The 2,582-nt window shown below is 71.0% G+C and carries 4 protein-coding genes; 3 read left to right on the top strand and 1 reads right to left on the bottom strand.

The annotated features are described in order from the left end of the window. From G6021_RS12275 to G6021_RS12285, 3 genes are all read left to right on the top strand, one after another. Positions 1–979, top strand: a 979-nt coding sequence (locus G6021_RS12275; RefSeq protein WP_182609883.1) for a trypsin-like peptidase domain-containing protein, incomplete at its 5' end; no start/stop codon positions are given. Continuing rightward, on the top strand, positions 976–1,551 hold the full coding sequence (locus tag G6021_RS12280; RefSeq protein ID WP_179525840.1) for a molybdopterin-binding protein: 576 nt from the start codon (positions 976–978) through the stop codon (positions 1,549–1,551). The genes G6021_RS12275 and G6021_RS12280, both read left to right, overlap by 4 nt. After that, positions 1,548–1,742: a hypothetical protein gene (locus tag G6021_RS12285; RefSeq protein WP_182609884.1), complete on the top strand. Its 195-nt coding sequence runs from the start codon at positions 1,548–1,550 to the stop codon at positions 1,740–1,742. The genes G6021_RS12280 and G6021_RS12285 overlap by 4 nt, the downstream gene beginning before the upstream one ends. Before the next feature lie 102 nt (positions 1,743–1,844). Here G6021_RS12285 and mscL read toward each other — a convergent pair whose 3' ends face one another. Further along, positions 1,845–2,273 (bottom strand): large conductance mechanosensitive channel protein MscL, encoded by a 429-nt coding sequence (gene mscL, locus G6021_RS12290; protein WP_182609882.1) that lies wholly within the window; start codon positions 2,271–2,273, stop codon positions 1,845–1,847. Positions 2,274–2,582: the final 309 nt, after the last annotated feature.

Below are 2,582 nucleotides of genomic sequence, written 5' to 3' on the forward strand. Positions count from 1 at the left end.
GGCGGGCGGCGGAGGCAGCGGGAGCCTCGCCTCCCCGATCACCGCCGTCCAGCCCGAGGGTGAGGCCCCGGACGGCACGGTCGAGTCCGTCGCCGACAAGGTCCTGCCGAGCGTGGTCTCGATCGACGTCCGCGGGCAGGCCGGACGCGGTGAGGGATCCGGCGTGGTGCTGGCCCAGGACGGTCTGATCATCACGAACAACCACGTCATCGCGATGGCGGCGACCGGCGGCCAGATCGAGGTGCGCTTCAACGACGGGTCGAGGGCGCCGGCGACGGTCGTCGGCACCGACCCCGCCACGGACATCGCCGTGATCAGGGCGGATACCGACCGGTCGCTCACCCCGATCGCGCTCGGGTCCTCCTCGAACCTGGACGAGGGTCAGGCCGTCGCGGCGGTGGGTTCCCCGCTCGGCCTGTCCGGCACCGTGACGACCGGCATCGTCTCCGCGCTCGACAGGCCGGTGCGCGCGGGCGGCGCGCAGTCCGACCAGAACACGGTGATCGACGCCATCCAGACCGATGCGGCGGTCAACCCGGGCAACTCCGGCGGCGCGCTGGTCAACATGAACGGTGAGCTGGTCGGCATCAACTCCGCCATCGCGTCGCTGGGCTCGGGTAACTCGGGATCGATCGGCCTGGGTTTCGCGATCCCGGTCGACCAGGCCCGGCGCATCGCCGACCAGTTGATCAAGCAGGGGTTCGCCACCCGTGCGGTCCTCGGGGTCTCGGTGAGCGACCAACCCGACATCGACGGCGCGCTGGTCCGCACCACCGAGGTGGGAGGCCCCGCCGCGCAGGCGGGCATCGAGGAGGGGGCGGTGATCACCATGGTCGGGGAGCGGCTGATCGAGAGCGGCGACGCGCTGGTCGCCGCGATCCGGTCGAGGGCTCCGGGGGAGACGATCTCCGTCACCTATGCTGCTCGTGTGGGCGATCAGCCGACGACTGTCGACGTGGTACTGGGAGAGGCGAGATGAGCACGAGATTCGACCCGAGGTCTCTGCCCGGTGGGCGCAGGATCCAGACGGACGTGGATTTCGACCCCTCGGCGGCCGTTCCGGCGGACACCCCCATCGCCGGTCGTGCGATGGTCGTGGTGGTGACCGACCGGCTGGATCCGCGCGAGGACTCGATCGGCCCGTTGGTCACCGAGCTGCTCGAGGAGGAGGGCTTCCTGGTCGGCGGCGTCGTCGGCGTGGCGTCCGAGGAGTCCGAGGTCCGCAAGGCCCTCGAGACCGCGGTGGTCGGCGGCTTCGACTTCGTCGTGACCGTCGGTGGCACCGGGGTCGGCCCACGGGACATCACCCCCGAGGTCACGGAGGAGATCCTCGACCAGCGGCTGCCCGGCATCGCCGAGGCCATCCGGTCGTCGGGCCTCACCGCCGGCGCGGTCGACTCGATCGTCTCCCGCGGGTTGGTCGGGGTGTCCGGCAGTACGGTGGTCGCCAACCTCGCGCCCAGCCGCGCGGCCATCCGGGACGGGATGGCCACGTTGTGCCCGCTCGTCTCGTACGTGGTGGCGCAGTTGTCGGCGATAGACGAGCTGTGACCGACGGCGCCCCGGACCGCAGGGCACAGGACTCCAGCGCCCCGATCATCAGCGCTTCGTACAGCAGCGCCCGGATCGACGACGTGTTCGGCGAGACCCTGCCGCGGACCACGTCCGACGAGGCCCGTGACCTCGACGCCCGGCTCGGGGACGACTGGTGGAGGGAGCAACGCCCTCCCCACCACGGGTGAGACCCGCATCAGCGGTGTCGGCGGGGTCGCCGGGTGCCGGCGCTCAGGTCCGGCGCTGAGGTCCGGTTCCGGGTGACGGGGGCCCCGCGGCGGGGCGTGGTGTCAGGACTCGCCGGACGTGCTCCGCGGGTCCGACGGATGGGTGAGCGGGCGACCCGCGAGGAGGTCGCGGATCTCCACGAGGAGGTCGTTGTCCGAGGCGGGGGCGTCGATGCCCTTGCGCTTGGCGGCGGCCTCCTTCATCTTGTTCATCGGCCCCACCAGGACGAAGTAGATGACCGCGGCGATCAGCAGGAAGTTGATGATCGCGGTGAGCAGCAACCCGAAGTCCATCCTGGTCTCGGGGTTGTTGTCCAGCAGCTGGACGGCGAACCCGATCTCGCTGTTCCCGCCGAGCAGGGCGATGAGCGGGTTGATGATCGCGCTGGTGAAGGCGTCGACGATCGACGCGAACGCCGTGCCGATGACCACGGCGACGGCCAGGTCGATCACGTTGCCCTGCATGATGAAGTCTTTGAAGCCCTTGAGCATCCTGCACCCCTCTCTGGTGACGCGGTGTGGTCCACCACGTGCGTGGTCGTGCGTCCCGAACTGGACTGCAGAGACGTTACCAGCACGATTGGCCCCGCCGAGGCACTAGCGTCCTCTGCCGCTCCGCCGATCTGGCGCTGCGTCCCGTCATCCGTGCACCAGCACAGCCAGTGGCGTTCCGGCGGCCGTGGAGGCCAACCGGGCGGCGTCGGATTCCGGGACCTCGACGAGGATCGACCGGCTCCCGACCCGCCCGGAAGGGGTGTCCCGCACGCGCGCGGCGCGCGCCACCACGGCGGGCCCGGCGGG

The sequence above is a fragment of the Dietzia sp. CW19 genome (assembly GCF_014145265.1).
Taxonomy (GTDB): Bacteria; Actinomycetota; Actinomycetes; order Mycobacteriales; family Mycobacteriaceae; genus Dietzia; species Dietzia natronolimnaea.

What these genes read in the sequence shown, in the direction of transcription:
- G6021_RS12280 (WP_179525840.1), top strand. Translation starts at nt 976, where the DNA reads ATGAGCACGAGATTCGACCCGAGGTCTCTGCCCGGTGGGCGCAGGATC.
- mscL (WP_182609882.1), bottom strand. Translation starts at nt 2,273, where the DNA reads ATGCTCAAGGGCTTCAAAGACTTCATCATGCAGGGCAACGTGATCGAC.